Origin of the sequence: Kribbella sp. NPDC050124 (assembly GCF_044460355.1) — a bacterium.
Taxonomy (GTDB): domain Bacteria; phylum Actinomycetota; class Actinomycetes; order Propionibacteriales; family Kribbellaceae; genus Kribbella.
Window position 1 is genome coordinate 301,528 of record NZ_JBITJU010000005.1, and the last position, 24,171, is coordinate 325,698.

Consider the following 24,171-nt stretch of genomic DNA (forward strand, 5'->3'; position numbering starts at 1 on the left):
GCGGAGTTGGGCAGGTGAGGTGGCGAGTGTCGACTGCTGCCGGCGCGGGTGCAGAGTGCTGCCGCGGCGAACGCCAAGGCGACCGTCGCACGCGATCCTGGGCTAGGCCTTAGAACGTGTTTGAGATGGTTGATCAGGTCGAGGTGAAGGTTCGGCGGGCCTGTCGTTGGGCCGGTTCGCCGCGGGTGATCCGACGCGCTGTCCCGGCGATGGCGGCCCAGCGGATGATCGCTTCGGAGTTTTCCGGTACGCGTTCGTAGTCGCGGGCCAGGCGTCGGCAGGCGGTCAGCCAGGCTAACGTTCGCTCTACCACCCACCGACGCGGGTGCACCGCGAACCCCTGTTGGTCTGGTGGCTTGCGGACGATCTCGACCCTGGTACGCAGCGTGTCTCGTGCCCAGTCGACCAGCCGACCGGCGAAGCCTTGATCGGCGAACACGTGCCGCATCGACGGCGCGGCCAGGGTCGCGGCGACCAGGGCACCCTTGCCGCCGTCACGGTCCTGCCAGGAAGCGGCCAGTACCCACGCGCTGATCAGCAGGCCCAACGTGTCGGTGACGATGAACCGCTTACGGCCATTGATCCTCTTGCCCGCGTCGTAGCCTCGGCTGTCCCGGCCCACCGTGTCGGCGCCCTTGACGGACTGGGAGTCGATGATCCCGGCGGACGGGTCGGGGTCGCGCCCGGCCTGCACCCTGGCTCTGACCCGCAGCGCGGCCAGCACCCGCTCGATCAGCGCCCACTGCGCATCGGACAAGTCGGACGGATAACCACGTCGAGGAGTCGGCACCCGACCACCCTGGCCGCCTCAACACCTCCCCACACGCCACCACGCCGGTCCACATCGGACTCTTAAACACGCACTAACTAACGACTGCTGAGCATTGCAAACATCTGGGGACGGTCAAACCAGTCAGTGTCCAGTCTCAGGCCGGTCAGCGACTCAACCGTAGCCATCGCGGTCTCCCAATCGGGCCACGGACCGTGCTCACGATCGCGGAGATCGCGCAACGCGTCGAGGTGGCCGGCCAAGGCGTCTGGGTCGGCACCCCACCGTTCCTGCGGCCGCAACACATCAAGCTCGGTGACCACCACACCGTCGACCGCGTAATAAAGTCGGTTGAAGTTGTTGATCACCCAAAACACCTCGTGCACGGTGGCGTCCTGACTGAGCCGCTGCAGTACGTCCTCCTCGTCGTTGTTGACGCTGTACCTCACGGTGATGACGGCATCGTCGCGTTGTTCCAGGAAGACCGCGTCGTCGTCGTATCCGACCTCAACCGGCCGGCGCGTCGTCACGGTGGCCGCGTTACCGCCCAACCGGCGTATCACATCGTCTATCGTCAACCGTGCCTGGTGAGGGCGGACCACCGTCCAACACATACTCTCGCTGAAATCGCAGGTATCTACAGTGCCGAGATGCTCAAACATCCGCACATAGTGCTCGACGCGCTCCGGTGACGGACCCGCCATGGTGGCTCCCCTCAGCAGCTAACGGTCGGCCGACCCTACCTGGCGCCTGCGCCACGCCCACGCCCACGTCGTCAGGCCATCCATGAACTCGGATGATCGGCTGGTTCGCACATCACCGTGTGGGTGCTGGCCGCTTCCTGGCAGGACCGTGACGGCGGCAAGGGTGCCCTGGTCGCCGCGACCCTGGCCGCGCCGTCGATGCGGATCGCTGACCAAGGCTTCGCGGGCGGCGAGCTGGACCGGTCCGAGCCGATGCCGGCGGCGCAGGCTGACGATCCGCCGTACGACGCTCCGCGGGGTCTTGTTCGGCTGCCGGTGCGGACGTGACGAACGGTCGGTCAGGCCGTCGGCGCCGAGCTCGCGGTACCGGACCGACCAGCGTTTCGCGGTCGGCCACGACACCTGGAACAGCTCGGCGGCTCGAGCGATCGGCCAGCCATCGTCCACGACCAGACGCGCCAGCCGTAAACGAGCGCGCGGGGTCAAAGCAGCGTTAGCGTGGGACACGAAGACCTCCCGGTCGTTGGAGCGGTTCCTAGACAGCTCCACTCCACGCCGGGAGGTCTTCACCCATCAAGAACATTCACCTCGTGTCGTCACACGATCTCGACCAACGTGCCTGGTCAGTACACCTAGCCCAGGATCGTGAAGCGGGCGGCCTCTTGGAGTGCGTGTTCGTCGGCTGCCCAGCGGCCTGTAGGGGGCGACTGCTCGCCCGCCGACTGCTCGCCCGCCGACGGCGCCGGGCCCGGTGGGTCGGGATCGCTGGTCGGCATAGGTGCGTGGGAGCGCGCGGAGTTCGACGCGGCGGGATCAATCGGTCTCAGTGGTGGTGGATCCGCCCAGGGTGGGCGGGAGACGTGGACTCTGCCGTTCGTGATGGTGATGGTCCAGTGGCCGGCGTGGAGGTCGCTGTGGTGGCGGCGGCAGAGCAGAGCGAGGTTGTCGATGGCGGTGGGGCCGCCGTCGATCCAGCTGCGCACATGGTGGGCGTCGCACTGAATTGGTGGAGCGCCGCACACGACGCAGCCTCGGTCGCGTGCGTTGAGGGCGCGGCGCATGGCTCTGTTGACGAGGCGTTCGGCGCGGCCGACGTCGAGTGGTTCCGAGTTCGAGCCGAGCACCAGTGGGATCACGTTCGCGTCGCAGGCCAGTCGGCGAATCGCCGCTGCGGAGAGGTCGTCGCCGTACACGAGCTTGCCGGTCGCATCGGCGGTGGCCGCCTTCAGGTCCGCCAGGTCGATGGTGACAGTGATGTTCGCCTTGGCTCCGAACCCAGGCGCGAAGCCGTCGTCGGCTGGACGGGTGGTCGGATGGGGCGTGAGGCCTGTGTCGGTGGTGCGGGCGGTGGTGGTGTGCGGCCTGAGGCCTGTGTCAGTGGCTGCGGCGGCGGTGGTCAGGACGCCGGTGAGGGCGTCGGCCTGGCGCTTGTCGCGGGGGCGTGGGTCTGGTTCGCCGTCGACGGTCTTGTGTGGGCGAGCGCCGGCGTGGATCAGGGCGCGGAGCAGTTCGGCGTTCTCGTTGGCGAGGTAGCCGCGGAACGTGACGCCGTTGTCGGCGGTGCTCAGGGTGAGCGACTCGCGGGCGTAGGCCTTGCGTTCGTCAGGTTCTGGGCCGTCGGTGTCCAGGAGATCGCGGATTTTCTTGCCGGCTTGGCGAAGCTCGGCCGGTGACAGGTGGCGCGCCAGGTTGACCAGTTGCTGCTCGGCGACGTCGAGGTCCTCGGCGGGAACGGTCGAGGGGACGCGCTCGAGAGCTGACACGATCGCCTCGGCCTGAGCCGGACGCAGCAGCCACCGGCCGTCACCGCCGGCACCACGATCAGCCCCACTCGCCCCGTCGGCGGCCATGTCGGCGCCGCTCGCCCCGTCGGCGGCCATGTCGGCGCCACTCGCCCCATCCGCGGCCATGTCAGCACCACTCACCCCATCCGCGGCCACGTCGGCGCCGATCACGCCGCTGGCGGGCACCTCGGCAGGACCGGCGGAGTACTGGACAGTCGGGTCGGGGAGGGCCGCAGCTACGTCCGCGTACTTCGGGAGCGCGAGGGCGAGCCGGACGTCGCGCCGGGCGTCGATGCCGTTGATGCGATACCGGAAGGCCAGCAACCGGGCCGTGTCATGGGCGCCGAGTTCCTCGGCGTACCCGCCTGTCTCCAGGCCGCCGATGATGTGCAGGCGGTAGGTCTGGAGCCGGGCGAGCTCAGCCTCGAGCGTGTCGAGAGTCGACAGCATCTCGCCGCCGCTCATCGACCACACCGGCCGCTCACCCAGGGTTTCCATGCCCCAACCCTAGACACCGCCACCGACAGAATTCAAACCAGAATCCCCTTATTTTTAAGGGGATCCGGCTGTCCCGGTTGTCCACAGGCTGCCGTCCCTGTGGACAACCGGGTATCACGTGCTGGGTGAGAACCCCGACGACAGTGGCCTGGTTGCTGGGAGCAACATTCGGCAGTCCCAGGCGCTGTGACCACCGGTCGGCGGGGATGATGCGACCGGCGAGGCGCGGAGATCTCGTGTCAAGACGTCGGCCCCAAGGGTTCCGCTGGAAGCTACTTCCGGGTAAGACTGGTGGGTAGTGTTCGCGCCCCAGCCAGGAGGGATGTGGCATGACCACCGACGTCAGTGAGCGTGAGGCCAGGAAGGTTGCGGAAGCCGCCCGCGAGACCGAGTGGACCAGGCCGAGTTTCGCGAAGAAGTTGTACCTCGGCGACTTCGACCTGTCGCTCGTCCACCCGCACCCACGGCCCGCCGCGGACGACGTCACGCGCGGCGAGGAGTTTCTCGGCAAGCTCCGCGCCTACTGCGAGACCCTCGACGGCCTGCTGATCGAGCGCGAGGCCAAGGTCCCTGACTCCTACCTGCAGGGGTTCGCCGACCTGGGCGTGTTCGGCATCAAGATCCCGAGGGAGTACGGCGGCCTCGGCCTGTCGGCGTCGTACTACGGCGAAGCCCTGATGCTGGTCGCGTCCGTGCACCCCAGCCTCGGCGCGCTGGTCTCCGCGCACCAGTCGATCGGTGTCCCCGAGCCGGTGAAGATCTTCGGCACCGACGAGCAGAAGCAACGCTTCCTGCCTCGGTGCGCAGCGGGAGCGGTGACCGCGTTCCTGCTCACCGAGCCCGATGTCGGCTCGGACCCGGCGCGACTGGGGTCGACCGCGACGCTGACCGAGGACGGCGAGGCCTACCTGCTCGACGGCGTGAAGCTCTGGACCACGAACGGCGTGATCGCCGAGCTCGTCGTGGTGATGGCTCGCGTGCCCGCCCACGACGGCGGCAAGGGCGGTATCAGCGCGTTCGTCGTCGAGACCGACTCACCGGGGATCACGGTCGAGAACCGCAACGTGTTCATGGGACTGCGCGGCATCGAGAACGGCGTGACCCGCTTCCACCAGGTCCGGGTGCCGGTCGAGAACCGGCTGGGCCGCGAGGGCGCCGGCCTGAAGATTGCCCTCACCACGCTGAACACCGGCCGGCTGTCGATCCCGGCGACCTGTACGGCGGCCGGCAAGTGGTGCCTGAAGATCGCTCGCGAGTGGTCGGCCGAGCGCGTGCAGTGGGGCCGGCCGATCGGCAAGCACGGGGCCGTGGCGGAGAAGATCTCGTTCATCGCGGCCACCACCTTCGCCCTCGAGGCAGTGCTCGACCTGTCGGCGCAGTTGGCCGACGCGGGCAGCAAGGACATCCGGATCGAGGCCGCGCTGGCGAAGTTGTGGTCGAGCGAGATGGCCTGGAAGATCGCCGACGAGCTGGTGCAGATTCGTGGCGGGCGTGGGTACGAGAGTGCTGACTCGCTGGCCGCCCGCGGCGAACGCGCCGTACCGGCGGAGCAGATCCTGCGGGATCTGCGGATCAACCGGATCTTCGAGGGCTCGACCGAGATCATGCACCTGCTGATCGCCCGGGAGGCGGTCGACGCGCACCTGGCCGCGGCGGGCGACCTCGCATCGGCGGACGCCAACCTGCAGGCGAAGGCACGCGCGGCGGTGAGCGCGAGCGGGTTCTACGCCAAGTGGTTGCCACAGTTGGCTGTCGGGAAGGGCGCCGTACCGACGTCGTACGCCGAGTTCGGTCCGCTCGCCAAGCACTTGCGGTACGTCGAACGGGCCTCGCGGAAGCTCGCGCGGCAGACGTTCTACGGGATGGGGCGCTGGCAGGCGAAGCTCGAGTACCACCAGGGTTTCCTGGCCAGGATCGTGGACGTCGGCGCCGAGCTGTTCGCGATGGCCGCGGTCTGCTCGCGGGCCGAAATGATCCGCTCGGACGAGCCGTCCCGCGGTGCGGCGGCCTACGAGCTGGCCGAAGCGTTCTGCGAGCAGGCTCGCCTGCGCATCGAGCGCCTCTTCGACCAACTGTGGAACAACACCGACAGCGCCGACCGCCGGCTGGCCCAACGTGTCCTCGACGGCGCCCACACCTGGCTCGAGGAGGGCATCCTCGACCAGTCCGAAGGCACCGGCCCGTGGATCGCCCAGTGGCAGGCGGGGGAGTCCAAGGCGGAAAACGTCGCCCGCCGCTACCGCTGACTCACAGAACTCCGCGGGGAAATTCAGTGGCGGGGCGTTTTGGGGTGGTGGTAACTTGCTGGGCTTCTCGGTGGCTTGTGTTGTGAAGGATCGCAACGAACCGGATGGATCCGGGGCGGGACCCTGTTGATCGCCGCCAGTCCGTCGTTCGTCGACCTGCACCCACGAGACGAGGCTTCCCGATGGTCGAAACCGCACTGATCCCGTCCCCTGAGCTCGAGTCCGAGCGCGCCTTCCTGGCCGAGGCACGCGCCGCGCTGGCCCGGATGCACCGCGACGTGGCCGCCCGTGACGTCCCGATGATCGGCGGTGAGGACAACGACGAGCGCTTCACCAACGAGGCCAACACCCGCGCGCACGAGCAGCGCACGCTCGCGCTGGTCGACATGCCGGACGTCCCGCTGTTCTTCGGCCGGCTCGACTACGAGCACGGCGCGATCGAGGAGCTGGACGAGTTCTACATCGGCCGCCGGCACGTCCACGACGGGACCGGCGCCCCGCTCGTGATCGACTGGCGAGCGCCGGTCTCGGTGCCGTTCTACCGGGCCACCCGCAGCGACCGCCAGCGGGTCCTGATGCGCCGCCGCTACGGCTTCTCCGACACCGCCGAGCTGACCGGATTCGAGGACGAGCCGCTGATCGGTGCCACCGAGTCCGACCACGCCGACGCCTTCCTGCGCGCCGAGATCGAGCGTCCGCGCACCGGCCCGATGCGTGACATCGTGGCCACGATCCAGCCGGAGCAGGACGACCTCGTCCGCGCGCCGCTGCACCCGAGCGTCTGTGTGCAAGGCGCCCCCGGCACCGGCAAGACCGCCGTCGGCCTGCACCGCGTCGCCTACCTGCTCTACACCGAGCGGGAGCGTCTGACCCGCGGCGGCGTCGTGATCGTCGGACCGAACCGCTCGTTCCTGTCCTACATCCGCAAGGTCCTGCCCGCGCTCGGCGAGGTCGACGTACGCCAGATCACCATCGACGAGCTGATCAACCTGCCGGCCGCCGCGTCCGACGAGCCTGAGGCCGCGCGCGTCAAGGGCGACGCCCGGATGGCCCGCGTGCTGCATCGCGCGCTGTGGTCGTACGTCGGTACGCCGACAGCCGGAATCCTGTACAGCAAGGGATCCCACCGCTACCGCGTGCACGACTACGAGGCCGAAGAGATCGTCGCGGCCCTTCGTGAGTCGACCCGCTACGCACCCGGGCGGGCTGCCCTCGCGCAGCGGATCGCGCACGCCGTGCTGGTGCTGATGGAACGCCGCGGAGAGTCGCCGGACGACCGGGTCCAGAACGCGGTGGCCCGCTCGAAGCCCGTCAAAGAACTGGTGGACGCCGTGTGGCCGCGCGTGGCACCCGAGCAGGTGCTGCACCGGCTGTTCTCCGACGCGGAATTCCTGGCACAAGCGGCTGGTGACGACCTCACGGAGGAGGAGCGCGCGGCTTTGCTGTGGGCGAAGGCGCCGCGATCGTGGAAGTCGGCGAAGTGGTCGGCGGCGGACACGATCCTGCTCGACGAGCTCGATGACCTGATCGAACGCCGTACCGGATCGCTCGGCCACCTCGTCCTGGACGAGGCGCAGGATCTCTCGGCGATGCAGCTGCGCGCGCTGGGCCGGCGTTGCCGCACCGGCTCGGCGACCGTGCTCGGCGATCTCGCCCAGGCGACCACTCCGTGGGCTGCGGGGTCCTGGGACCGCGTACTCGGCCATCTGGAGAAGTCGGACGGCCTCGTGGCCGAGCTCGACCGGGGTTTCCGGGTGCCGGACCAGATCATCGACTTCGCCGCGAAGCTGCTGCCGCAGATCGCGCCCACGCTCGGCATCCCACGCGGTGTCCGGTCTGTCATCGATGCGCTGAGCATTGTGGAAACCACCGAGGACTCGTTGCCGGAGGCACTCATCGCGTCCTGCCGGGACGCGCTGGCAGGGGAGGGCTCGGTCGCCGTGATCGCCGCCGACGAGCAGGTCGCGGCCCTGCGCGACGCGCTGGCCGCCGCCGGTCTCGAGCCGGGGCTGCTCGGCGAGACCGAGGACACGATGGACACCGCGCGGCTGGTCTGCGTCCCGGCCACGCTCGCGAAGGGCCTGGAGTTCGACGCGGTCGTGGTGGCCGAGCCGGCCCGGATCGTCGACGCCGAACCCCGGGGGCTGCACCGCCTGTACGTCGTACTGACGCGGGCCGTCAGCCATCTCCGGATCGTCCACGCCGCACCGCTGCCGACGGCGCTGTCGCGGTCCTGAGGACCTCCGCACGGTTATCCTCCGAACCGGAGTCACCAAGGAGGTGGACGTGAGCGCAGCGACCGTCGTCGTGCTGGTCCTCGGACTGCTTGCCGGGGCAGGAATCGTCTGGGGCATCGTCGCCCTCGTGCGGCGGCAGCAGTACATCAGTTCGCTGCGGGAGCGTGGCTGGACGTTCGTGAACACCCCGGCGTTCGACTCCATCGCCCGGCTCGGCAACCCGCCGTTCGGGATCGGCTTCAACCGGCGGCCGGACGACCAGATCACCGGACGGACCGGCTCGGGCCGGTTGTTCCAGGTGATCGAGTACAAGTCCGACCACTGGTCGGGCTGGGTCGGCATGGTCACGCTGTCCAGGCGGCTGCCGGAGCTGTGGATCACCGGGGGCACGACCCAGCCGCGGTTCGGTGTCGAGGCGACCGCCGTCCAGGCTCCGCCGCAGCTGGGTCCCGGCTGGCAGGTCGGCGTACTCGATCCGGCGTTTGCCTCGGAAGCGCTGACTCCGCAGGTGTGCGAGCGGCTGACCGCGTTGGCCGCCGGCCAGCCCGGCGTGAACCTCAGCATCGACGCCGACCAGCTGGTCGTGCTGGATCCGCCGCGCAAGGATCCCGAGCTGCTCGCGCCATGGCTGGACCAGCTGGCGACAGTCGCCGACGCGATCGACGCCGCGCCGCTGGACCGCTGGATCATCCCGGAGCCGCCGCAGCGGCTGACCTTCTACCACCACCCGGAATGGCACTGGGTCGGTGAAGACGACAGCCTGCTGAGCCTCCCGCCGGTCACCAAGTCCGGTCACGGCCACGGCACCAGCGAGGTGATCCGGGGCCGCGACGGGAACGGCCCGCCGTTCGTCGCCTTCACACACGAGTGGAAGACCACGCGCACCGAGACCTACACCGACAGCGAGGGCCGGACCCAGACCCGGACCGTGACCGAGAACCACAGCGAGGCGATCCTCGGGTTCCAGTTGCCGCTCGTGATGCCCTGGCTGGAGGTCAGCCGCAAGGGCTGGGGGCGCGGGATCAGCTTCGAGAGCGAGGCGTTCAACGAGAAGTTCGCGGTCAGCGCGCAGGACATGAAGTTCGCGTACGACGTGATCCACCCGCGCCAGATGGAGTACCTGATGGCGAACCCGCCGACGCCGTTCCGGATGGCCGACGGCTGGGTCTGGTTCTCACCCGGTCAGCACAGTCACCTGGTGATCGCCCACTGCTCCGCGTTCCTCAACGGCTTCCTCACCCGCATCCCGCGCTTCGTCTACCGCAACCTCGGGCTCCCGGAGCACCCATACCCGGCCCTCGACCCGGCCCCGGCGCCGGGTGCGTAGTTGCTGCTGGCAACTACGCACCCATGGCGTGCTAGCGACCGGTCTTCTTTGCCGTCTTGCGGGCGGTCGTCTTCTTGGCCGGAGCGCGGCGGGCCCGCTTGGCGGGCGAGTCGGCCGTCCCGGCACCGCGGTCGGGCAGTAGGCCGGCGAAGGCGTCGGCGACTCGTGACGGGGGGCCGGCATCGGCAGCTCGGGCTTCCAGGCCGGCTCCGCCACCGGCCAGGTCGGCTCCGCCCCCGGCCAGGGCGGTCAGCCGGTCGACCGCTTCGGTGAGGTGGTAGGCGCCGCCGCCGAGGGCGACCCACTTGCCGACCTCCGGGTTCATCGCCAGCGCGGCGTCCCGGTTCTCGGCGTCGTTGGTGGGGTGGTCCACCCACAGCTCGACCTGGCCGGTGACGCCGACCGGAACGCCCGCGGTCGACCAGGTCACGGCCGCGCTGACAAGGTGCCGGCCGGGCCGGTCGAGGGCGAACCCGGCGGTGCTCCAGAACAGCCGGTAGCTAGCTGTCAGTTGGCCGCCGGCGGCGAGCGGCGCGAGCCGCACGGCCTCGCACTCGATCACGAACGGCCGGACGGGGCGCTCGCTGCCGCGGTCGTCGGTGACGGTCATGGTGGCGAACAGCCCTTCCAGCCGGACGTCGTTGGGTACGACGAGCTCGGCGTCCGAGGTGTTCGTCAGCGTCCAGGTCACCGTGACCGGTGCACCGAAGGCGGCTCGTGCGTTGTCGACGGTGACCTCGAGCGACAGCTCGGAGGCGTCGAACAGCTCCCGGTCACCGGCTTGCGGCGCACCGGACGGGAACCAGCTGGCGAACGGCCAGCCACCCGGCCTGATCACCGGGTCCGGCATGTGCGCCAGGTGGTTGCGGACGGTGGTGTTGAACCCGAGGTTGATCTGGTCCGGGAACACCCCGGGCGCGCCGGTGGCGGGTCCGCCGAGCACGTCGGCCACGCTCGGCGTGGTGGTCATGATCGAGTTGTCCGCCGAAGTCTCGCTCTCCTGGTGGATCTGGTTGAACGCGTGCGTGACCTCGTGGCTGGCCGACCGCAGGTACGCGCGCGGCACGTCGCGCTGCATCTCGTCCTCGGCAGTCCCGAAGTTGCTGGAGTGCGAGGCCGGGTAGCCGTCGTTGGAGAAGCTCGCCGACCCTTCGCGGGGTACGTCGATCTGGTCGTACATCACGCCCCTGGAGCACCCCATCGCGGCCGGCACCACGATCAGATGGGTCCGCCACTCGGTGTCCAGATTCGTGGAAGCCTTGCGAACCGTCGACATCAGGTTGTGCAGGTCGGCACTCGACCAGCAGATGTTCGGGTCGACGCCGCCCGGCACCGGCACATCGACCTGGTCCTCCTCGACGGTGAGCTCCCAGCGGGCGCCGGCGAAGACGGTGTCGAAGTACTCGCTGCCGGTCCCCGACGGGTGCGGGACCGGGGCCGGCCCGACCGCCCCGGTGAGTACGTCGATCTCCAGGACGGCCCGTCGCAGGTACGACGAGACCCACGTCAGCGTGATCGATCCGCGGTCCACGGTGCCCTGGAACACGCGGCCCTGGAAGCTGGGGCCGCCGAAGACCGGGTGCGGGAAGCCCGGGCTGCTTCGATGCAGGACGAAGCGCAGGCTGCGGCTCGGCGACGCGGGGAAGGAACCCTCGTGCGATCCGGCGGCCGGCTGGGTGTAGTCGAACTGGTCGACGTCGATGGTGAGCTGGCAGGGGCGGTTCCCGACAGAGAACGCGGGCACCGAGAGCCGGGTTCCGCTCAGGTAGGAGTGGTAGCGCTGCCTGGGGTGGATGGGAATCCTGCGGACCGGCAGCAGCTCGAACGGCAGGCCGCCGCGGCTCAGCGATGCCGCGACGGATCCACCCTGCCCGGGCGCGGGGCCGGCGGCGGGCTGGACGACCCACGGCGGTGCGCCGGTGTAGAGGTCGCCGCTGACGATGACGCCGTCCGGCCCGGCGTCCGGGGCGCCGCGGTCCACCCGCAGCGTGCCCACCAGTGGCCGGACCGCGCCCTTGGGCTTGAACGTCACCGCGTAGCAGCCGTCTTTGAACCCGAGGTTGCACGGCTTGACGGGGATCGGTGGCAGCTCGGGCGGACCGGACGGCGGGAACGGCCCTGGATCCGGCCCGGGAATCGGCGGCGCGTCGGGGTCCGGTTGCTCGGACTCGAACGCGATCGGGACAGCGAGCGGGACGCCCGGCGGCTCGACAGCGCCGATGCCGGACAGTTCGTGACCACTGGACATCTTTCTCCCCCTTGGAAATGGACCCCTGCTTACGGCGGGGGAGGAGTCATGCGCTCGTACACGACTTCACATCCGTCCGGGTCGGTGAACGTGAAGCGTTGCGGCGTGAGCTCGACGACGTACTCGACCAGTTCGTCGGTCGCCGTACTCAGGACCAGGGTCTGGTCGTCGGCGAGTCGATACGTCCCGGCATCCCACCAGATCATTCCCTGATCCGGACCACGGACGCCGCGGTACGTCGCGGCGACGAAGGTGAGCTCGGCCGGATACCGCCCGGCGCACTCAGCAGTGGACAGTCGTCGCCACTGGCCTTGTAAAGAAGGCCGTCCAGACGCCCCCGGCATGATTCCCCCTCGGCATTCTCATGCTCCCCCAACGATCGACGCCCAGCGTGACCTCGTCAAGGCGCTGCGCGAGGTCAGTCGAGCCAGCTCAGGCTCGACGTGGTGTCGGTGGTCGGTTTGTACTCGCAGGCGACCAGGCCCTGGTAGCCGGCAGTCTTCAGGGCGTCCAGGGTCTGGGTGAGCGGGAGGGCGCCGGAGCCTGGTTCGCCGCGACCGGGGGAGTCGGCCAGTTGGACGTGGGCCAGGCCGGCGCCCAAGGTGGTTGCGGTTTCGATCAGGTCGACACCGTTGCTGCCCAGGTGGAAGGTGTCGAAGAGCAGGGAGACATTGTCGACGTCCTTCAGCGGTCCGTGCAGGATCGCGAGTACGTCGTCCGCCGTGAGCAGTGGATAGTTGCCGTTCAGTCCTTTGGTGAGCGGCTCGATCAAGACGGTCCCGCCGAGGTGGCTGACGGCTGCTGCCGCTGAGCGAATGGCCTCGACCGCCGTGTCGGCCTGAAGCGACGGTGACCAGCGGTCGTCGAGCTGGCCGTAGAGCAGGTTGAACAGCCGGCACCCGGTGCGTTCCGCGATGGCGACCACAGCCCGCACGTTGGCGGCCAACTGGTCCTGCCGATCGGGATGCGAGGCCACGCCACGTTCGCCGGCCGGAATGTCCCCGCCGTAGAAGTTCAGCGCGCTCAGCGACACCCCCGCGGCCTCGACCGACTGCACGAAGGCGTCGAGCTCGGCCGCCGGCGGATCCGGTACGGCGAACGGCCACCACGACTCGACCGTCGTGAAACCGGCCCGCGCGGCCGCCGCGAACCGCTCCGGGTAGGGCAGTTCGGTGAACAGCATCGAGACGTTCGCACTCAGCTGATGTCCGCGGTACTCCACGTGAGAAGCCTAACACCAGCTCTTGCCAGGCGTGCAATCTTGTCTGACAATCGACGGACCCGGCGATGGAGGTGCAATGCACACAGAGTCCACCCCGCAGGCGACCAGAACGACGGGGCACCGCGGTCCCGACTGGCCGTCGGAGGCGACCCGATGGGCGCAGATCACGCTGGCCGAGGACGATCCGCTGCACTTCGACGCCGACTTCTGGCTGGACCTGATGCGCAGCAGCCAGTCCAACGCGACCTGCATCAGCGCGGGCGGCTACATCGCGTACTACCCGACGCAACTCGAGTACCACTACCGCAGCAAGTACCTCGCCGACACCGACCCGTTCGGCACCTTGGTCGACGGCGCCCGCAGTCTCGGGATGAGCGTAATGGCCCGCGTCGACCCGCACGCGGTGCACGCGGACGCGGCGGCTGCCCATCCCGAGTGGCTGGCTCGCGACCTCGACGGCAACCCGCTCGAGCACTGGGCGCATCCGGACATCTGGCTGACGTGCGCGTTCACGTCGTACCACCGGGAGTTCATCACCGAGGTGGCGCGCGAGATCGTCCGCGAGTACGACGTGGACGCGATCTTCGCGAATCGGTGGGAGGGGTACTACGGGATCTCGTACAGCGAGGCGGCCCGGCGGTCGTTCCGGGACGACACCGGTCTGGAGTTGCCGGTCGCCGAGCAGGCGGAGGGCTGGCACGAGTACGTCGGGTGGCGCCGCCGCCGGCTGAGTGAGCTGGTCGGGATCTGGGACCAGGCAGTCCGCGACATCCGCCCGCACGCGCGGTTCATCCCGAACCTCGGCGCCTTGGCCGCCCGCGATCTCGACCGCGGACTGGCCGAACGGCTGTACCCGATCTTCATCATCGACAAGCAGGGCCGGTCCGGGATCGAGGCGCCTTGGGGCGCGGGGCGTAACGGCAAGCGCAACCGCGGGGTCTTCCCCGACCGCCCGGTCCGGCTGATCACCTCGGTCGGTCCCGAACACCACCAGTACCGCTGGAAGGACTCGGTCGCACCGGGCGAGGAAGTGAAGACGTGGATCGTCGACGGCTTCGCCCAGGGCGCGTTGCCGTGGTTCACCAAGTTCAATGCGAGTGTGCCGGACCGGCGTTGGGTGGAGCCGATCGTCGAGGCGTTCACCCTGCACGCGAAGGTCGAGCCGGTGCTCAAGGACCTCCACATCACGGCCGAGGTCGCGCTGCTCGATCCGACCCGCGCCGGCCAGCTGCGCAACGACCACCGCGGTGACCACGAGGACGGCTTCTACCAGGCGCTGGTCGAGGCTCGCGTCCCGTTCGAGTTCATCTCCGACCAGGTCCTGTCTGCCGACCGGCTCCGCCCGTTCAAGGTCGTCGTGCTGGCGAACGCCGAGCAGCTCAGCGACGAGCAGTGCGCCGTACTCAAGGAGTACGTCGACAACGGCGGCTCGCTCGTGGCTGCGTACGAGACCTCTCTGTACGACGAGCGCGGCCGGGCGCGTGACGACTTCGGCCTCGGCGAGGCGCTGGGGATCCGGCTGACCGAGTCGAGTCGCGCGGTCAAGAACAACTACATCGCGCTGATGGACTCGCACGCGCTGAACCAGGGCTTCGACGGCGCGACCCGGATCATTGGCGGCACCCGCATCCTCGGCGTCGAGGCCGATGCCGTCGCGGTCGTGCCGTTCCGGTTCATCCCCGACTTTCCGGACCTGCCGATGGAGGAGGTCTACCAGCGCGACGCGCCGGACCGGCCGGCGGTGATCTGCACCGAGAACGCCAACGGTGGCCGGACCGTCTACTTCCCGTTCAACCTCGGCGCGATCTTCTGGGAGGCGCTGCAGGCCGATCACGGGCGATTGATCGCGAACGCGGTCGGGTGGGCGCTGGGCAAGACGCCGGAGGTGACTGTCGAAGGAGCGGGTCTGCTCGACGTCGCCGTCCATCGGGGGGAGACGAGTGTGGCCGTTGCCTTGGTCAACCTCACGAACCCGATGGCGATGCGCGGCCCGATCCGCGAGACGCTCCCGCTGCCTCCGCAGACGGTGTCTATCGCCGTACCGGCCGATCGGGTGAAGGTGCGGCTGCTGGTCGCCGACGTGGACGTTGAGCCGACGGTCGCGGACGGCCGGGCCGAGGTGGTCATCCCGACCGCAGGACTGCTCGAGATCGTGCACGTCGATTGGGGTCACGCATGAGGATCGGTTTCGTCGGGCTCGGCGTGATGGGCCGGCCGATGGCCGAGCACTTGATTGCCGCCGGCCACGAGCTCTCGGTCTACCGCGGGCGGACCGACGTCGAGGCCCACGTGTGCGGATCGGCCAAGGAGGCGGCGGAGCAGTCCGACGTCGTGATCCTGATGGTGCCCGACACCCCGGACGTGGAGGACGCGTTGTTCGGGGCCGATGGTGTCGCGGCCGGGTTGCGGCCCGGTTCGCTGGTGATCGACATGAGCTCGATCTCGCCGACCGCGACCCAGGGGTTCGCGCTTCGAATCGAGAAGCAGGGCTGCGACTACCTGGACGCGCCGGTGTCCGGGGGCGAGGTCGGCGCCCGGAACGCGACGTTGACGATCATGGTCGGCGGGCGACCGGAGGTGTTCGAGCGGGCCCGGCCGATCTTCGAGACGCTCGGCAAGAACATCACGCTGATCGGCGGCACCGGCGCCGGCCAAACCGCGAAGGTCGCGAACCAGATCGTCGTCGGTCTCACCATCGAGGCCGTCGCCGAGGCCTTGCTGTTCGCGAAGGCGGCCGGCGCGGATCCGGCCGTCGTCCGGGAAGCGCTGATGGGTGGGTTCGCGAGCTCGCGCATCCTCGAGCTGCACGGCGAGCGGATGGTGCGGGAGACGTTCGAGCCCGGCTTCCGGATTCGCCTGCACCGCAAGGATCTCGGCCTCGCCGTCCAGGCCGCGGCCGACCTCGATCTCGCGCTGCCGAGCACCGCCGCGACTCAGCAGTTGATGAACGCGGCCATCGCGGACGGCGACGGCGACCTCGACCACTCGGCGCTCTACAAGACGCTGCGGAGGGGACGCGAATGAGGCTGTGGTGGCATGAACCCTTCCGGATGTTCCAGACCAACCTGCGCGAGATCGACGCCGGCCTGGATGTCGAGAAGGTGCTGGACTACCTGGTGGAGTTCGGCGCCGACACCTGGCTGCTGAGTGTGGGCGGGATCCTGTCGAACTACCCGACCGACCTCGACTTCCAGACCCGCAACCCGTACCTCGCCGAGCGTCCGTCCGGCGACCTGGTCGGCGATGCGGTGAAGGCGGCTGCCCGGCGGGGGATCCGGGTGATGGGTCGGATGGATTTCTCCAAGATCGACCATCGGCGCGCGGAGGCTCATCCCGACTGGTGCTTCGTCGCGCCGACCGGTGAGGCTCAGGTCTACAACGGCCTGACGAGTGTCTGCCCGAGCGGCGACTACTACCAGCTGCGGCTGTTCGACGTACTCGACGAAGTGCTCGACCGCTATCCGCTCGACGGCTTCTTCTGCAACTGGATGTCGTTCAACGAGGTCGACTACAGCCGCCGCTACTGGGGTGTCTGCCACTGCGTGAACTGCGTGGCGGCGTACGGCGAACCGCTTCCGGAGGGCAGGAGTTCGGACAACTACGCCGACTGGCAACGGTTCTCGAAGGGTGTGCTGGCCGACCTGACCCAGCGGATCCGGGACCATCTCGCGGCCCGGCGACCCGAGGCGCCCCTGGTGCTCGGCGATCAGGCCGACATCGTCTTCCACGAGGCGAACAACGCGGTCGGCCGGCCGCTGTGGCACCATCGCACGAGCGAGAGCGTGAGCGCGGCGAAGACCTATCGCCCGAGTGTGCCGGTGCTGACGAACTCGGTCGGCTTCGTCGACATGCCGTACCGGATGGCGAGCGAGGATCCGAACCACTTCGCGCAGTACTTGCTCCAGGCAATCGCTCGCGGTGCGAATCCCTCGACGTACATCATGGGCACGCCATCGGACAATCCGTACGCGTGCCTGCAGGTCGCGGGCGAGCTGACCCGGTTCCATCGGGACCACGCCGACGTCTACACGGACCTGGTCCCGGCCGCTGAGACCCTGTTGGTTCGGGACAACTCGGCGGAGTTTCAGGGGCTGTACCTGTCGTTGCTCCAACGGCACGTGCCGTTCGACGTTCTTCCGGAGGATCGGCTGCTCGAAGCCGACCTCAGTCGCTACCGGGTCGTCGTACTGCCGGATCTCGGGGCGGTCGATCTCGGTGATTACGGCGGCGGGATCGTCGCCACGGGTGCCACGGAGGTGGCGCGACTGTCCATCACTCGGCTTGCGAGTTACAAGACGGAAGAGGCTACGCGGTCGCTGCACCTGGAGGGTGGCATCCCGGTGTTCGGCGCCTTCCACGTGGTCGAGACCTCGGCCGAGGTCGGCCTGCGCGCCTTGTCCAGAGCGCCGTACGGGCCGCCGGAGAAGTGTTACGGGCATGTGCAGTTGGAGCATCCCGGGGTCGTGCGGCAAGGCAACGTCACGCTGCTGCCGTGGACGGTCGGGCGGTCGTATCGCGAGGTCGGGTTGAGTGTGCACCGCGACCTCTTCGTCGACGAGGTGGTGAGAGCCGGTGGTCCGCAGGTGGAGACGGACCTGCCGGAGCAGGTGGAGATCGTGCTCGGCCGGTCCGCCGCCGGGTTCGTCGTACACCTGCTGAACAGATCGGGGGACACCGACCAGCGATTCGCACCGCCCGTGCGAATCGGTCCGGCCGAGCTCCGGCTCCCGGACGGCGTACGCGAAGTACACGCCCTGCGGTCGGGTGCGCGGCTGCCGGTTGCCGACGGGCGGGTCCGTCTACCGGAGATCGGCTTGTTCGAACTACTGGTCTGTGTGTGAGGAGAGCGTCATGGATCGACGAGGGTTTCTCAAGCTTGTGGTGGTGTCGGGGGCCGCGGGTGGGCTGGTCGGCTGCAGTGGGAGTGGCGGTGGGCCGTCGGGTGGGGGTGGGGAGAACGTCACGTTGCGGTACGCGTGGTGGGGGAACAGTATTCGGCAGCAGAACTACACCAAGGCGCTGAAGCAGTTCAGTACGGCGAATCCGTCGATCACGATCGAGCCGGAGTTCGCCGACTACACCGCCTTCCAGGAGCGGATGACGACGCAGATCGCGGCCCGCGACGTGCCGGACATCTTCTGGATCGCGTCACCGCAGGTGATGACGTACCACAAGAGCAAGCTGTACCGGAAGCTGGACGACCTCCCGACGTTCACGTGGGACGACTACAGCAAGGAAGACCTGGAGACGTTCAAGCTCGCCGGGGAGCTGAACACGTTGCCGTTCGGCATCTTCACCCCGGTGATCCGCTACAACGAGACCGTCGCACAGGCCGACGGCGTCACGATCCCTGCCGAGGGGCCCGGCTGGACCTGGGACAGCCTCGCCGACCTACTGGTTGCCTACAGCAAGAACAACCCGGGCAAGCGGAAGGGCGTGCCGTACGCACCCGATCACGACTTGACCTTCGAGGCGTGGCTGCGGCAGCGCGGTGAGCAGTTGTGGACCGAGGATGGGGAGGTCGGGTTCACCGTGGACGGACTGGGCAGCTGGCTCGACTGGTGGGAGAAGCTGCGGAAGGCCGGTGCCGCGCTGTCGCTGAGCGAGCAGGAGGGGATGGGGCCGGACTGGGCCCAGGTCGGCAAGAAGGTGCTGGTCAACTTCGGCAACTCCAACCACATCATCGACGACGCGAAGATGTTCCCGCAGGAGCGGTTCCGGCTGCGCCCGGCCCCGGTCGCGCCGACCGCGGCGGACGGGCACAAGTATCTGTACTTCCCGCGAATGGCGATCTACCAGCGGATCGACGACGCCAACCTCGAGGCGGCCGGCAAGGTGCTCGACTACAGCGTCAACAACCCGGAGATGCTGAAGACGGTCCGGCTGACGATGGGCGCCCCGACCAACCCGAAGGTCGCCGAGCAGGCACAGGAGTTCGCGAGCCAGGACGAGAAGGAGATGCTCGCGGTGGTCGCCAAGGAGCGCGCCGCGCAGCGCAACCCGCGCTACGAGGCGCCGCCCGGATCGAGCACCTGGCGTACGGCGACCAGCCGCATCTGCGAGGAGATCGCGCTGGGCAAGACCACGGTCCCGGACGGCGCGAAGAAGCTCGTGGACGAGATCGCGGCCGGGATCAAGCGAGCACAATGATGAGCCGGAGACCCACCTTCCACTTGAATCGGCAGGGCCGGGCTGCCCACGTCTTCCTCATTCCGTGGCAGCTCGGTTTCCTGCTGATCACCGCCGTACCGCTGTTCGCCTCGTTGTACCTGGCGTTCACCGACTACGACATCCTGAACCCGCCGGAGTGGTCCGGGTTGGAGAACTTCCAGCGGATGGTCCACGACGAGCAGTTCTGGGCCTCCGTACGGGTGACCCTGGTCTACGTCCTCGTGTCCGTCCCGCTGCAGCTCGGGTTCGCGTTGCTCCTGGCGCTGATCCTCGACCGCGGGCTGAGCGGCCTGGCGTTCTACCGCAGCGCGTTCTACCTGCCGTCGCTGCTCGGGTCGAGTGTCGCGATCGCGATCCTGTGGCGAGAGATCTTCGGTGACGAGGGCCTGATCAACAAGGGCCTGGCGCTGATCGGGATCCAGGGCGAGAGCTGGCTGCAGAACCCGAGTACGGCGCTGGCCACGCTGATCGTGCTGAACGTGTGGACGTTCGGCTCGCCGATGGTGATCTTCCTGGCCGGCCTGCGGCAGATCCCGGACGAGTTGTACGAGGCCGCCCGGGTTGATGGCGCCGGAGTGGTCAAGCAGTTCCTGCATGTCACCGTGCCGCTGCTGACGCCGATCATCTTCTTCAACCTGATCCTGCAGACGATCGGCGCGTTCCAGACCTTCACCCAGGCGCACATCATCAGCGGCGGCACCGGGGGACCGGCCAACTCGACGCTGTTCTACACGCTGTACGTGTACCAGCAGGGGTTCGTTGCCTTCGACATGGGCTACGCGTCCGCGTTGGCCTGGGTGCTGATGGTCGCGATCGCCGCGATCACCGCGCTGCACTTCCTCGTCTCGAAGTACTGGGTCTTCTACGGGGACAACTAGGAGATAGCTGATGGCAACTCTCACCGCGGGCGAAGTGATCACCAGACCGGCTCCGGTCCGGCAGCGCCGGATCAAGTCAGCGCTGAAACACACCGGGCTGTGCGTGTTCGTCGCGTTCATGATCTATCCGCTGGTCTGGATGGTGGTGAGCGCGTTCAAGCCGGCCGACCAGATCCTGACCGAGCCGGGCATCGTCCCGACTGACCTGACGTTCGACAACTTCAAGGACGGCTGGCACGCGCTGAACCGGCCGTTCTCGGTGTTCTTCGTGAACTCGCTGCTGGTCACCGTCGGGTCGATCGTCGGCAACCTGTTCTCCTGCTCGCTCACGGCGTACGCGCTGGCGCGGCTGCAGTTCCGGATGCGGAACGTGTACTTCGCGATCACGCTGGCCTCGGTGATGCTGCCGTTCCATGTGCTGGTGATCCCGCAGTACATCTTCTTCTCCCAGTTCGGCCTGGTGAACACCTACTGGCCGCTGCTGATCCCGAAGTTCCTGGCCACCGACGCTTTCTTCGTCTTCCTGATGGTGCAGTTCATCCGGACGCTGCCGCGTGAGCTCGACCGGGCCGCCTGGATCGACGGCGCCGGCCCGTTCCTGACCTTCTGGTACGTCGTCCTGCCGCTGATGCGGCCCGCCTTGGTGACGACCACGATCTTCACCTTCATCTGGACCTGGAACGACTTCTTCGTACCGTTGATCTACCTGACCAGAACGAGTGCGTTCACCGTCCCGGTGGCACTGAACTCCATGGTCGACTCCGAGACCCAGAGTGGGGTGGGCATGCTGTTCGCCATGTCGTTGCTGTCACTGATCCCGATCCTGATCTTCTTCGCGCTGGCTCAGAAGCACCTGATCCGCGGTATCGCCACCACGGGGCTGAAGTGATCGTCGTCGTGGTCGGCAGGCAGCCGGCCCGCTACCAGGAGACCGCCCCGGACGTGGACCTCCGGTTCGTCGACCGGCTGGACGACGCCGCGGACGTCTTCGGTGAGATGGAGGCAGTGATCGGCCGGGTCCCACCGGACGTCCTGGCGAAGGCTCCCCGGCTGCGCTGGGTGCACAGCCCGTCGGCCGGTGTCGACGCCGACCTGACGTCCGAGATGCTGGCGTCGCCGGTCGTGCTGACGTCGTCGGCGGGCAACGGCGGGATCTCGCTGGCCGAGCACTCGATCCTGCTGATGCTCATGCTCGACCGCGACGTGCCGCGCTGGATGCGGGCGCAGGCCGACAGGCGGTGGGACCACTACCGGCACGGCGAGTTGGCCGGGCGGACGCTCGGCATCTACGGTCTCGGCAACTCCGGGATCGACCTCGCGCAGAAGGCGAAGGCGTTCCACATGCGGGTTCTCGGCGTACGACGTCGCCCGGAGCAGCCGTCGCCGTACGTCGACCAGGTCTGCGGACTCGACGAGATGCTGGCCGAGTCGGACTTCGTCGTGGTCACGGCGCCGCGGACGCCGTCGACGGCTGGGGTGTTCGACCGCGACGCGTTCGCCCGGATGAAGGAAACGGCATACTTCATCTGCATCTCGCGCGGCGGGATCGCGGACGACGACGCGCTGCTGGAGGCCTTGCGGAGCGGGCAGATCGCGGGTGCCGGGCTGGACGCGCACGGCGTCGAGCCGCTGCCCGCCGACAGCCCGTTCTGGTCGTTGCCGAACGTCATCGTCACCCCGCACAACGGCGCGACCAGCCATGGTACGGCGCGCCGCGGCGAGGAGATCGTGCTGGAGAACCTGCGCCGGTTCGTCGCCGGTGAGTCGCTGCACAACGTGGTCGACAAGGCTGCCGGATACTGAGTGAGTTGACCAGTACACTTGCCAGACATTTCGTGACCAGACTTTTTCGTGTTGGGGGTGCTGTGGGTACCGAAGCCGGCCTCGAGCTCGGCCCGTCCTCGCTGACCGATGCGATGTACGAGTCCGTCCGCAAGCGCATCGTGAACGGCGACATCCCGCAGGGGGAGAAGCTCACCGAGGTCCGCCTCGCCACCGAGTACAAGGTGGCGCGGCCGACCGCGAAGGCGGTGCTCGAGCGGCTGACCGCGCTCGGGCTGCTGCGTCGTACGGCGCACAAGACCGCCGTCGTCCCGGTGCTGGACCAGGACGAGATCCGCGACCTGTTCTTCAGCCGGGTGACCATCGAACGGGCCGCGGTGTCGACCCTCGCCGAGACCGGGGAGGTCCCACCGGCGGCGGCGCGGGCGCAGGTCGCGATCGAGTACGCCGCCCGCGACCACGTGTTCGAGAACCAGGTCGAGGCCGACATCGCGTTCCACACCGCGCTGGTGGCGGCGGTCGGCAGCCGGCGGCTGTCCCGGATGCACGAGCTCATCATCGGCGAGGTCCACCTGACGATGGGCCAGTACCAGGCGCACCGCACCGCGGAGCCGTCCACGGTCGCCTCCGAGCACGCCGCCATCCTCAAGGCAATCGAGGACGGCGACCCCGCCGGTGCTGCCGAGCATCTCGCCTACCACTTGGAGCAGGCCCAATCCCGCCTGCTCAACTCGCTGCCCAAGGATTAGTGAGCCTGTAGTTCGTCGGCGAGCAGGGCGACGTGGAGGGAGACCCGGATGTCCGGGTCGTCGAGGTTGGCGCCGAGGAGCTGGCCTGCCTTGGCCAGGCGGTCGTAGAAGACCGGGCGGGAGATGTGCAGCGACGCGGCGGCGTCGGACTTGCTTGTCGGGTGGTTGACGAGCGCGCGGACGGCGTCGAGCAGGCCGTTCTCCTTGAGCGGGCCGAGCTCGCGTGCGACGAACAGACGGAGCCGCTCGTCGTCCCCGAGCAGAGTGAGCAGGCCACGCAGGTGCACATCCTCGAGGCGATGCACGACTCGGTCCGAGGCGTCCGCGCGGACTGACTCGACCACCTGCTGCGCCTCTTTGAGCGTGCGGTCCACCTCGGCGGTCTTGGCTGTCGGCCGACCGGCGCCGATCGCGACCGAGTGACGCCGGGCGACGCTGGCCGCCAGGTTGTCGGCAATGCGGTCGGCGTTCGCGGACGCCGTACAGGAGAGCAGCACGCGGACGTCGCGGTCGATCTCGCAGACCAGAGCCGGCACCTTGAGTTCGTACGCCGCATGCACCACCGCGGCGAGCACGTCCTGCACGTCAGCCCGGGGTCGCACCGTCAACCCGATGAACTGACGCTTCGCCAGCGGGACGCCGGACAGCTCACACCTGCGCAGTACCTCTGGATCGGTGGGATCCGCGAGCAGGCCAAGCAGCAGTTCGTGGTGGACGCGACGCACCAGGCTGTCGCGGTGCCGGTCGTGCAGCCGGTGCATGGCCAGCGCGGCGGCCGCGCGTTCGGTCAGCGCGATCAGCCGCTGCGACGGACGGGCCGGTGCCTGGACGACGAGCCGCCCCCACCCGCGGTCGCGCTTGCCCAGCCGAGTCACGAGCCATCCGGCGCGCTCGTCCCATCCGGTCCGGCCATCGACCTGCACGCCCCGCGACCGCGCCGCCCAGTCGGCAACAAACTCCTCGACGTCTCCCGGCCCCGAGCGGTAGTCGAGGATCTGATGCTGCTCACTCTCCAGTACGACGGCCGACCCGGCCAACCGCTGCACGGCCTCGAGGATCTCCTGCGGACCGGCCTCCGCGATGCTCAGCTCGGTGAACGTCTCGTGCACCCGATGCGTCTCGCGCAACTCCTGCAGTTGCTCGTCCACGATGCGTTCGCCGACCGCCTGGGTGATCGCGGCGAACCGTACTTCACTGTGAAGCGCGACCAACGGCAGCCCGACCGTCTCGCAGGCGTCGACCAGCCCGGCGGGCACCTGCCGCCAGCGGCGGCCCAGCTCGATCACCAGGCCGGCGGCCTCGCTCTCAGCAAGACTGGCCGCGAAGTCCCGCAGCCCCTCGACGGTGTCGGGCAGGGCGATGCCGGTGCTCAGGAGGAGGTCGCCGCCGCGCAGCAGTGTCGCGATGTCGGCGATCTCGCCCGAGTGGACCCAGCGGACCTCGCGGTCGAGCCCGGCCGCTCCGGCCAGGACCTCAGGCCGGGCGCCCCGCAGCACAGGCATAGCGAGGACCTGGGCAACGGTCAGAATCGCCATCCGTCAAACCTCCGACACATC

18 protein-coding genes and 1 pseudogene are annotated in these 24,171 nt (G+C 68.7%); 11 read left to right on the plus strand and 8 right to left on the minus strand.

Features of this window, described 5'->3' with window-relative positions:
- Positions 1 to 133 precede the first annotated feature (133 nt).
- From ACIBL3_RS16030 to ACIBL3_RS16045, 4 genes and pseudogenes are all read right to left on the minus strand, one after another.
- On the minus strand, positions 134 to 790 hold the full coding sequence (locus ACIBL3_RS16030; protein WP_396354115.1) for a transposase: 657 nt from the start codon (positions 788 to 790) through the stop codon (positions 134 to 136).
- Between the two features lie 77 nt (positions 791 to 867).
- Positions 868 to 1,431: a DUF6461 domain-containing protein gene (locus tag ACIBL3_RS16035; RefSeq protein WP_396354117.1), complete on the minus strand. Its 564-nt coding sequence runs from the start codon at positions 1,429 to 1,431 to the stop codon at positions 868 to 870.
- Positions 1,432 to 1,695: 264 nt separating this feature from the next.
- Positions 1,696 to 1,980: pseudogene (locus ACIBL3_RS16040) on the minus strand (leucine zipper domain-containing protein); the annotation flags it as partial.
- Between the two features lie 125 nt (positions 1,981 to 2,105).
- Entirely contained in the window at positions 2,106 to 3,755 is a 1,650-nt protein-coding gene (locus ACIBL3_RS16045; protein ID WP_396354119.1) for a DUF222 domain-containing protein, read from the minus strand.
- Between the two features lie 329 nt (positions 3,756 to 4,084).
- Here ACIBL3_RS16045 and ACIBL3_RS16050 point away from each other — a divergent pair, with 329 nt between their 5' ends.
- From ACIBL3_RS16050 to ACIBL3_RS16060, 3 genes are all read left to right on the plus strand, one after another.
- Positions 4,085 to 6,001 (plus strand): acyl-CoA dehydrogenase family protein, encoded by a 1,917-nt coding sequence (locus tag ACIBL3_RS16050; protein ID WP_396354120.1) that lies wholly within the window; start codon positions 4,085 to 4,087, stop codon positions 5,999 to 6,001.
- Positions 6,002 to 6,183: 182 nt separating this feature from the next.
- Positions 6,184 to 8,238 (plus strand): HelD family protein, encoded by a 2,055-nt coding sequence (locus ACIBL3_RS16055; protein WP_396354121.1) that lies wholly within the window; start codon positions 6,184 to 6,186, stop codon positions 8,236 to 8,238.
- 49 nt (positions 8,239 to 8,287) lie between these two features.
- On the plus strand, positions 8,288 to 9,565 hold the full coding sequence (locus ACIBL3_RS16060; RefSeq protein ID WP_396354123.1) for a hypothetical protein: 1,278 nt from the start codon (positions 8,288 to 8,290) through the stop codon (positions 9,563 to 9,565).
- A gap of 31 nt (positions 9,566 to 9,596) precedes the next feature.
- On the opposite strand, the gene ACIBL3_RS16065 is transcribed toward ACIBL3_RS16060, so the two are convergent.
- From ACIBL3_RS16065 to ACIBL3_RS16075, 3 genes are all read right to left on the minus strand, one after another.
- Positions 9,597 to 11,813: a hypothetical protein gene (locus ACIBL3_RS16065; protein ID WP_396354125.1), complete on the minus strand. Its 2,217-nt coding sequence runs from the start codon at positions 11,811 to 11,813 to the stop codon at positions 9,597 to 9,599.
- A 29-nt stretch (positions 11,814 to 11,842) separates the two neighbouring features.
- Positions 11,843 to 12,157, minus strand: coding sequence for a hypothetical protein (locus ACIBL3_RS16070; protein ID WP_396354126.1), 315 nt, complete (start codon positions 12,155 to 12,157; stop codon positions 11,843 to 11,845).
- A 74-nt stretch (positions 12,158 to 12,231) separates the two neighbouring features.
- On the minus strand, positions 12,232 to 13,035 hold the full coding sequence (locus ACIBL3_RS16075) for a hydroxypyruvate isomerase family protein (protein WP_396354127.1): 804 nt from the start codon (positions 13,033 to 13,035) through the stop codon (positions 12,232 to 12,234).
- 76 nt (positions 13,036 to 13,111) lie between these two features.
- Here ACIBL3_RS16075 and ACIBL3_RS16080 point away from each other — a divergent pair, with 76 nt between their 5' ends.
- The 8 genes from ACIBL3_RS16080 to ACIBL3_RS16115 all read left to right on the plus strand — a co-directional run bounded on the left by ACIBL3_RS16080 (position 13,112) and on the right by ACIBL3_RS16115 (position 22,615).
- Positions 13,112 to 15,214 (plus strand): alpha-amylase family protein, encoded by a 2,103-nt coding sequence (locus ACIBL3_RS16080; RefSeq protein WP_396354129.1) that lies wholly within the window; start codon positions 13,112 to 13,114, stop codon positions 15,212 to 15,214.
- Positions 15,211 to 16,059, plus strand: coding sequence for a 2-hydroxy-3-oxopropionate reductase (locus tag ACIBL3_RS16085; protein WP_396354131.1), 849 nt, complete (start codon positions 15,211 to 15,213; stop codon positions 16,057 to 16,059). Before ACIBL3_RS16080 ends, ACIBL3_RS16085 begins: the two co-directional genes overlap by 4 nt.
- Complete coding sequence (locus ACIBL3_RS16090) at positions 16,056 to 17,876, plus strand: hypothetical protein (RefSeq protein ID WP_396354133.1); 1,821 nt, start codon at positions 16,056 to 16,058, stop codon at positions 17,874 to 17,876. The genes ACIBL3_RS16085 and ACIBL3_RS16090 overlap by 4 nt, the downstream gene beginning before the upstream one ends.
- Positions 17,877 to 17,886: 10 nt before the next feature.
- Complete coding sequence (locus ACIBL3_RS16095) at positions 17,887 to 19,185, plus strand: ABC transporter substrate-binding protein (RefSeq protein ID WP_396354135.1); 1,299 nt, start codon at positions 17,887 to 17,889, stop codon at positions 19,183 to 19,185.
- Entirely contained in the window at positions 19,182 to 20,084 is a 903-nt protein-coding gene (locus tag ACIBL3_RS16100) for a carbohydrate ABC transporter permease (protein ID WP_396354137.1), read from the plus strand. Before ACIBL3_RS16095 ends, ACIBL3_RS16100 begins: the two co-directional genes overlap by 4 nt.
- A 10-nt stretch (positions 20,085 to 20,094) precedes the next feature.
- Entirely contained in the window at positions 20,095 to 20,973 is an 879-nt protein-coding gene (locus ACIBL3_RS16105; RefSeq protein WP_396354139.1) for a carbohydrate ABC transporter permease, read from the plus strand.
- Positions 20,970 to 21,887: a D-2-hydroxyacid dehydrogenase gene (locus ACIBL3_RS16110; protein ID WP_396354141.1), complete on the plus strand. Its 918-nt coding sequence runs from the start codon at positions 20,970 to 20,972 to the stop codon at positions 21,885 to 21,887. Before ACIBL3_RS16105 ends, ACIBL3_RS16110 begins: the two co-directional genes overlap by 4 nt.
- A gap of 62 nt (positions 21,888 to 21,949) precedes the next feature.
- Positions 21,950 to 22,615, plus strand: coding sequence for a GntR family transcriptional regulator (locus tag ACIBL3_RS16115; RefSeq protein ID WP_396354143.1), 666 nt, complete (start codon positions 21,950 to 21,952; stop codon positions 22,613 to 22,615).
- On the opposite strand, the gene ACIBL3_RS16120 is transcribed toward ACIBL3_RS16115, so the two are convergent.
- Positions 22,612 to 24,150: a PucR family transcriptional regulator gene (locus tag ACIBL3_RS16120; protein ID WP_396354145.1), complete on the minus strand. Its 1,539-nt coding sequence runs from the start codon at positions 24,148 to 24,150 to the stop codon at positions 22,612 to 22,614. The genes ACIBL3_RS16115 and ACIBL3_RS16120 overlap by 4 nt on opposite strands.
- Positions 24,151 to 24,171 lie beyond the last annotated feature (21 nt).

What these genes read in the sequence shown, in the direction of transcription:
- ACIBL3_RS16035 (WP_396354117.1), bottom strand. Translation starts at nt 1,431, where the DNA reads ATGTTTGAGCATCTCGGCACTGTAGATACCTGCGATTTCAGCGAGAGT.
- ACIBL3_RS16045 (WP_396354119.1), bottom strand. Translation starts at nt 3,755, where the DNA reads ATGGAAACCCTGGGTGAGCGGCCGGTGTGGTCGATGAGCGGCGGCGAG.
- ACIBL3_RS16050 (WP_396354120.1), top strand. Translation starts at nt 4,085, where the DNA reads ATGACCACCGACGTCAGTGAGCGTGAGGCCAGGAAGGTTGCGGAAGCC.
- ACIBL3_RS16055 (WP_396354121.1), top strand. Translation starts at nt 6,184, where the DNA reads ATGGTCGAAACCGCACTGATCCCGTCCCCTGAGCTCGAGTCCGAGCGC.
- ACIBL3_RS16065 (WP_396354125.1), bottom strand. Translation starts at nt 11,813, where the DNA reads ATGTCCAGTGGTCACGAACTGTCCGGCATCGGCGCTGTCGAGCCGCCG.
- ACIBL3_RS16070 (WP_396354126.1), bottom strand. Translation starts at nt 12,157, where the DNA reads ATGCCGGGGGCGTCTGGACGGCCTTCTTTACAAGGCCAGTGGCGACGA.
- ACIBL3_RS16080 (WP_396354129.1), top strand. Translation starts at nt 13,112, where the DNA reads ATGCACACAGAGTCCACCCCGCAGGCGACCAGAACGACGGGGCACCGC.
- ACIBL3_RS16085 (WP_396354131.1), top strand. Translation starts at nt 15,211, where the DNA reads ATGAGGATCGGTTTCGTCGGGCTCGGCGTGATGGGCCGGCCGATGGCC.
- ACIBL3_RS16090 (WP_396354133.1), top strand. Translation starts at nt 16,056, where the DNA reads ATGAGGCTGTGGTGGCATGAACCCTTCCGGATGTTCCAGACCAACCTG.
- ACIBL3_RS16095 (WP_396354135.1), top strand. Translation starts at nt 17,887, where the DNA reads ATGGATCGACGAGGGTTTCTCAAGCTTGTGGTGGTGTCGGGGGCCGCG.
- ACIBL3_RS16100 (WP_396354137.1), top strand. Translation starts at nt 19,182, where the DNA reads ATGATGAGCCGGAGACCCACCTTCCACTTGAATCGGCAGGGCCGGGCT.
- ACIBL3_RS16105 (WP_396354139.1), top strand. Translation starts at nt 20,095, where the DNA reads ATGGCAACTCTCACCGCGGGCGAAGTGATCACCAGACCGGCTCCGGTC.
- ACIBL3_RS16120 (WP_396354145.1), bottom strand. Translation starts at nt 24,150, where the DNA reads ATGGCGATTCTGACCGTTGCCCAGGTCCTCGCTATGCCTGTGCTGCGG.